Source organism: Arachnia propionica, assembly GCF_003932785.1.
Classification (GTDB): Bacteria; Actinomycetota; Actinomycetes; order Propionibacteriales; family Propionibacteriaceae; genus Arachnia; species Arachnia propionica_B.
Genome location: NZ_RQYT01000071.1, coordinates 1 through 7,210, shown reverse-complemented (window position 1 = coordinate 7,210; position 7,210 = coordinate 1). Strand labels below are relative to the sequence as shown.

The 7,210-nt window shown below is 61.8% G+C and carries 4 protein-coding genes; all 4 read right to left on the bottom strand.

The window, feature by feature from the left end:
• Nucleotides 1-173: 173 nt before the first annotated feature.
• Nucleotides 174-746, bottom strand: a complete 573-nt coding sequence (locus EII35_RS15080; protein ID WP_125229287.1) for a hypothetical protein — start codon at nt 744-746, stop codon at nt 174-176.
• 467 nt (nt 747-1,213) lie between these two features.
• The gene (locus EII35_RS15075; RefSeq protein WP_125229286.1) at nt 1,214-1,822 is read right to left on the bottom strand and encodes a hypothetical protein; all 609 of its coding nucleotides are present in this window, start codon (nt 1,820-1,822) and stop codon (nt 1,214-1,216) included.
• Nucleotides 1,823-1,928: 106 nt separating this feature from the next.
• The gene (locus EII35_RS15070) at nt 1,929-2,552 is read right to left on the bottom strand and encodes a hypothetical protein (RefSeq protein WP_125229285.1); all 624 of its coding nucleotides are present in this window, start codon (nt 2,550-2,552) and stop codon (nt 1,929-1,931) included.
• A 126-nt stretch (nt 2,553-2,678) separates the two neighbouring features.
• Nucleotides 2,679-7,151 (bottom strand): DUF6531 domain-containing protein, encoded by a 4,473-nt coding sequence (locus tag EII35_RS15065; protein ID WP_125229284.1) that lies wholly within the window; start codon nt 7,149-7,151, stop codon nt 2,679-2,681.
• Nucleotides 7,152-7,210 lie beyond the last annotated feature (59 nt).

Genomic DNA, 7,210 nt, shown 5'->3' with positions numbered 1-7,210 from the left:
CACTACCAGCCCGACCCTCCGGAGCGCCACCGAGCGGGTCGCTCAGATGCCACAGCCGCCCTCGGCTCCACTGCCTTCTGTGAAGAGCCACTTTGGGGTAGATCTAGGGGTAATCGCTTTGATTCGGCGAATTCTGGGGATCAAGCCGTGGTAGGCATGGCTGCTAGCGCGAATCATTCTCTGAGGCCCCGCATCAGTTTTCCCCACTTGAAGAGGTAGATGACGAAGATGATCGCGCAGGCGACGGCGTTCATTCCTGCGATGCTGTTCTTGGTCACTGAGGCGACCCAGAAGAGGCCGAAGGAGAGCGTGAGCAAGGCGACGGCAATACCTGTGCTGGCAAGCCACACAAGCTTTTTTCCGTGTCTGAAACGGAATCCTGCCATTTGGTCCAGTTTTTTTGCGCTGATTTCAGTGGGGACTCCTTTTGAGAGTGTTGTTGTCAGCCAGTTGATTGATTCGTCGAGTGTAGGGGCTTTCCAATTGTGTTTCCGTCCTTCAAGGCAGGCTTGCCACTCTGCTGCGTTGGCAAAGTAGGCGGCTCCCGGCAGTGCAAGCCGAGGTTCCCACAGCCCGCCCAGGTCCATGATCCAGATTCGGCCGATGTGGGTGTCGGCTACAAAATCGCACGCATCGCTCTTCCCGGACGGCAAGGCAGTGACCTTGATTCCTCCTCGTGCAAGTTCCTCGATGAAATCGGCGAGTTGCTCAGGTAGCTTGGGTTTCACTTCTTCGGAGTAATCCATGTGAGTTTCCTATCCACCGGGGGCGATCAGGCCGGAGTCGTTCTGCGTCCAGCCCGGCGTGATGGGGCCGTTCAGCTTTGGGCGCTGTGGCTGGATATGGGGAGCAGCTGACTGCGGTACAGCAGCGACACCTGACTCGTTGATGACCCGCCCGGTCGGGAGGTCGGTAACAGGGGATGGAGTTGGGCTGGCCCGAAGTCTCCGCGCGATGGCTCTGTAAGCAATCCGGTAGAACGGGTGACTGCAACACCAAAGGTCGTGGCCGCAGCCTCGGCAATGTCTTCCAGGTGAGGTGCTTGGTGCAGTGTTTTTCCTGTGCTCCTTGCGTTCTTGGTCTGTGACGGGTCGCAGATCCGGCGGCCCTTGGGTGTGAGGGGTTATTGTTGACATGGTTGTCAGGGTTGCCGGTGAAGGCTGTGCTGGTGAGGGGGCCAGGGGGAGAGGTCGGTTCGCGTGCCTTGCGCATACTATCCCTCTTTCTTCCTGCTTGTGTAGCCAAGTTTTTTTCGTCGCCGATGAACTCTCCACAGTGAGCCGACCACGGACAGGACCCCGACTGCGACAGTGCCGATGGCGGCCCCTGCCAAAGGAAAATCTGCAGCGATGACCCACCAACTGAACAGTGGAAGCCCGATCGCTAAGGCAAGATAGAAGAGGGCCATTTCAATTCTGGTTGGCTTCCGTAGGGTTTTTCTGCGCTCAGCAACGCGGTCAAGGGCATCGACATCGATTTGCGGCGGATCGTCGTCTTTCAGGAGTTTTCTCAGCCAGAACACTGACGCCGCCTCTTCGATGCTGTACCCTGTCCGGATCGGGCCGTAAAGACACTCCGCCCAGTCTGCGTAGGTTGCGAAGTATTTTGCCTCGGGAAGGGCGAGCGACAAAATCCATTCAGAACCATTGTACTCAGCCGAGATGCGCCCGATGTGGGTCCATGCTGCGTAGCGTGGCCACAGGTCAACTCCTTCGCGCCATTCCAGCTCGATGAAAGGTGTTCCTTGGTCGCGCAGCTCCTTCTGAAATCTGCGCAACCAAAAACCAGCCCTCAACAACTTGACTTCTTTTGCTGGCATCATTCTTCTTTGATGGTGTCGACCGCTTCCCGGCAGGGAAGCCTCTCCGCACTCTTGGCGGCTTCAAACACCTTCGAGTCATGGGGTGTAAGCCCCGGGGGCAGGTTTGTCATGGAGAATCGCAAGGCTCCCCTCCCTCCTTCTTCTGGGTGTAGCCAAGTTTTTTCCGGCGGCGCCGGATGCGCCACGAAGACGCTACCCATGTGAGTATTCCGGCGGCCAACGTGCCCACGGCGCCCGCAGAAATGGGCGATTTTACGGCGAATGCAGTCCAAGTAAAAGTGGGGAAGCCGATGATGATGGTCGCCCATAGGAGTATGACCTGCTTCTTGGTTGGCCCAGGTTTGGTGAGTCGTTTCTCTACAATGCGATCCAGTGCTTCGACGTCGATGTCGGGAGTCTCGTCTGCTCTGAGCAGCTTCTCCAGCCAAATTGCAGATCCCGTCTCTGACGTGTCATGCCCTCCCCAGAACGTGCCGTACATGCATTCAGTCCAATCGGCGTAAGTAGCGAAGTGGCGGGCATCCGGCAGTGCCAAGGACAGGGTCCAATCCCTGCCGTTGTACTGTGCCAGTATTCGTCCGATACGACTCCAGGCCACATGGCGAGGCCACAGATCAACGCCTTCGCGCCATTCCAGCTCGACGAAAGGAGTCCCCTGCTGGTCCAGCTCGAGCTGCAGTTTGCGTAGCCAGAAGCCTGCTCGCTTTAGCCGTTTACTGTTAGGCTTCATAATTGCTCCTACCGTAAGCTGTTGAGTTGGCTCCTAATCTGCTGCGGGTCGGGTCAGATGAGGTGCTTTCAAGGCCTTTCTTCTCTAAACTAGGAATCTTCGGTCGTGTGAATAAAGGCGCGAAGCTCATGGGAGGTCCTCAAGTGGGCCTTCGAATAGGGCTCGTCGAGGTTGGGGTTCAGGGAGAACTCGGCGCGGAATTGATGCAACAGGAGCCTCGATTCCGCTGCTGCGACGCGGTTTGAATACCGGCTCAATCGCGGCTCTTCGTGGCAGAGCTTGGCTGGGGCCGCTTGGCCTCACTGTTCCAGGCACAACATCCGAGGTTCCTCGAGCTGGAGTAGTGGAGGGAAGCCCTTCAGGGATGCTGCCTGCTCCGCCATCATTTCGCGCCCCGTGGATGCCTTTTCCTATGCCAGTCAAGGCGGCATTTGATGCCCCACCGATAATTCCACCCCATAAGGCACTGTTCATGACGCTTTCCCAATATTCGTCGCCTGTTAGGCCCTGTTTAGAGGCGACATAGGCTCCCTCTATTGCTCCGCTCCCCGCTCCAAGGCCAGCGCCCAGTCCTGCTTGTCCCCAGACGCTTCTGGCGGCACTGGCGGCCAGGCCACCCGCCTTCGATAGAGCGGTTGTGATTCCGCCTCCGAGGGCTCCAAATGCAGCATTGATTCCAACTTGGATCATGTCGGGGGGTTGTCCTGGCTTTTGGAAGCCTTGTGTTGCGATGTTCATGCCGCCGCTGAAGAGTACGCCGCCGATGATCTGTGCGCCGGGTATGGGGGTGAATGTGATGATGGCGCCTGCGATGGTGATTCCTGCTCCGATCACCGCGGTGCCGTTGCGTTCCCAGAAGCTCCCGGTGTGGTGGCGATGGGTGTATTCGGCGAGTTCTTCGTCGGTGACTGGGCGGAGACCGAGGGGGTCTTGGGCGTGGAGGGGGTTGTTGTTGGTGTAGTGGTAGGGGTTGCCGGTGAAGGCGGTTCCGGTGATGGGGGGGAGGGGGTCTGGGGTGAGGAAGCTGCGGGTGTTTGGTTGGTAGACGCGGTGGGTGAGCCATTCGAGGTCTGCGATTTGGAGGCCGCCGTCGGGTGTGATGGCGATGCCGTCGATGCTGATGGTGGTGGCGTCGGGGGTGTCCCAGGGGTTGCTGCTGGTGGCGCGTCCGGTTCGCCAGCCGGTGGGCAGCCAGTGGTGGCCGATGGCGGTGCCCGCCCAGGTGGTGGTGATCGCCTGGTCGTTGATCTGGATCGGCTGGCCGGTGGTGTTCCAGTACAGGGTGGTGTCGTTGACGCGGGCCAGTTCACCCAAGGCGTTGACGTGGAGGCTGGTGGCTCCGTGGGGGCCGGTGATGTGGGTGAGCCAGCCGAGTGCGGACCATGTGTAGTCGATCCGGCCCGAGGGCCCATCTTCGGTGATGCGTTTGCCGTCGGCGTTGTAGGAGTAGCGGGTGATGTCCTGGCCGTGGTGGTGTTCGAGGAGTTGTCCGGCGGCGTCGTGGATGTAGCGGATGACCTGGTCGTTGTTGTGTTCCTCGACGAGTCGTCCGGCCTGGTCGTAGGTCCAGGTACACACCCTGCCGTGGGGGTCCCGGGTCTCGACGAGTTGCCCGGCCGCGTCGTGGCGGTAGCCGGTGGTCTCCCCGTCGCGGCTGATCGCAGTGATCCGGCCATCGTCGTCGCGGGTGATGAGGGTCTCGACGCTGCCGTCGGGTCCTTCGATGTGGTGGCTGCTCACCTGCCCGTTGGTGTACTCCCAGGTCTGGGTGGAGCCCGGGCTGCGGGATTCGACGAGCCGACCCGCCGGATCAAAGACTTGGTCCACGGGCCCGGCGGGAGTGGTGATCCGGGTGCACTGACCCACTGGGTTGTAGTGATACCGGGTGATGTCGCCGTTGGGGGCGGTGATGCGGATACAGCGGCCGAGCAAGTCATGCTCCCACCGAGTGACAGCGTCATTGCGGGTCTGCTCGACCAGCCTGCCGGAGGTGTCCCAGCGGAGTCGGTGCGTCACCGGGGCATCCGGGTCCGTGACATCCTCGACGGTGAGCAGGTTCGCGGCATGGTCACGACGATGCGTCGCGACCACGAGCCCGTTCACGACGACCTCGTGGACCTGTCCGGCTCCGTCATGACGCCACTCGAGGCGCTCACCGGAAGCCCGCTCGTGGCCGGTGAGTCGTCCTGCCGGGTCGTAGGTGTGGTGCTTGGTCCGGCCGAGGGGATCGGTTTCGGCGGTGTTGAGGTCGAGGTGGTTGAACTCCCGCCTCGTGGTGTTGCCCAGTGGGTCGGTGATGGTGGTGGCGCGGCCACCTTGGTCGTAGCTGTAACGCGTGACCCGGCCCAGCGCATCAACAGCCTCGATGAGCTGTCCCGCCGGGTCGTAGTGGAAGTGCCGGGTCCCCAGGAACCGACTCCACGTCTTGACGACTCTCCCGCACGGGTCGTAGCGCCAGGTGGAGCGGCCATGACTGGGATGCCGGACCTCGACCACACGACCACAGGGATCGTAGCTGTAACGGGTCTCCCCACCCGCGGGGTCGATCTCGACGACGAGGCGGTTGTCGGCATCCGTGACAAAGACCGTGGTGTGGCCCAACGCGTCGGTGACCGAGGCCAGCCGACCGGTCACCTTGTCGTAGCCATACGACGTGGCGGACCCGTCGGGGCGGCGGATCTGCAGGACCCTCCCGGCCGGATCCCTGCGAAGGGTCGTGACCCCACCATCAGGGTCGATGTGTTCGACCGGGCGACCACAACCGTCATACCTGGTCCGATACACCCCGCCAGCAGCCGTGGTGGTTGAGATCACCCGACCGATCCGATCCGTCACCTGAGTGGTGGTGGGGGGATGGGGGATGTCCGGATGCTGCCAAATCTCGGTGCGGTCCTTGGAGTACCCGGTGGTCCAGCTCCGTCCCGTCGGATCGACCTGGGAGACCACCTGCCCCATGACGTCATGGGTGTATTCCCACCGGGCCCCTTCGGGATCGGTGACTGCGACCAGTCGTGACAACGCGTCATGGGTGTATTCCCAGCGTCGGCCATCCGGCAACACCGTCGCAGCCAGAAGACCCAGATCATCATGGAACGACTGGGTGGTTCGATCCAGGGGGTCGGTGACAGTAGCGACCTCACCTGCGGTGTCGTGGGTGATCTCGGTACGCGCCCCGAGTGGGTCGTTGGTGGCGGTCAACCGTCCGGCCGGGGTGTGTTCGAATCCCCACCTCGCCCCATCAGGGTCGATCCGCGCCACCAACCGGTCATCGTTCCACTCGTACCGGGTGGTGTTGCCGCTGGGGGTGATCGACGCGATGATCTTGCCTGTTTCGTCGCGTTCCAGGCGGCTGGTGTTCCCGGCCCCGTCAGCCATCGCGATGATGTCACCATACTGGTCGTAACGGATGTGGAACTCCACCCCCGTCGGATCGACCATCTGTACCAGTTGGCCCTGTTCCCAGGCCAGCCGGGTCACAGCCCCAGTGCCGTCGATGATCTGTGATGGATACCTGGAACCGGTGTCGTAGTCGTAGGTGGTGACACTCGGGTCACCGTCATCGGTGAACACCCGCACTTGGAGGAGTCGGTCCTGCTCGTCCCACAGGTTCTCGATCCTGGCCCCCGAGGGCGTCACCCGCGCCACCAGACGCGACCGGTCGTCGTACTGGCTGGCGGTGACCCCACCATCACGTTCCGTCCCCAGCAGGATGTTGCCGAACTGGTCACGTGCGAAACTGGTGGCCTCACCATCGGCATCCACGATCCTGGTCAGACGTCCCCGCGCGTCGTGTATCCACGTGTTCGACCGTGAACCATCCTCATCAGCAACCACCGTGACGTGGCCGGGAAGATAGGTGAACCGGGACACCCGGCCATGCTGACTGATCTGCTCAACCACCCGCCCCCGAGGATCGTAGGAGTTGGTCACCTCGACCACCCCATCCGCATCGATCACCCGGGCCAGGAGCCCCGCCTCATCCCACACATACCGCCTCACCCCACCCGAGGAGTCGGCCACAGCCACCAACCTACCCACATCATCATAGGAATAGTCGATCCGACGCCCATCCGAGGCCAAGACCGCGACGACCCGTGCAGCCCCACCCTCGTCCCAGACCACATCGACCCAACGACCCCGCTCATGGGCCATCCGCTCCAACCGACCCTCCGACCACGTCAACATGACCTGGAAACCCTCACCGGCCGCGAACCCCGTCAAACGACCAGCAGTGTCGAAACGCCACCACCCCCCGGTGTGGTCACAGATCTCCCACCCGTCCTCGACAGGTGAGAGCCAGAACGCCTCCGTCGTTGCGCGATCCCACCCCTTACCAAGCCGTGGGAACACGATCTCCCGGCCATCGAACAGCCGCCACCTCGCCTCGGAATCCCCCACCACGAGACCAGCCTCGGTCCACGACGACCACCCCGGCCCGAACGCCCCCACCGCAGGGTTGACCGAGTTGTACATCCGCCCCCACACCAGAGCAGAACAACCCCCCTCAAACCCCAAATCCACCTCCGGCTCCAAAAAATTACCCGTCGCCGTATTCACTGGATCATTCGCATACCCCGTCGTCGGAGGAGCACCAAACATCTGTGGCGGATCAATCTCCAAATCCTTCCGCTCGGCATTCACTCCCGCTGTTTCCAGCG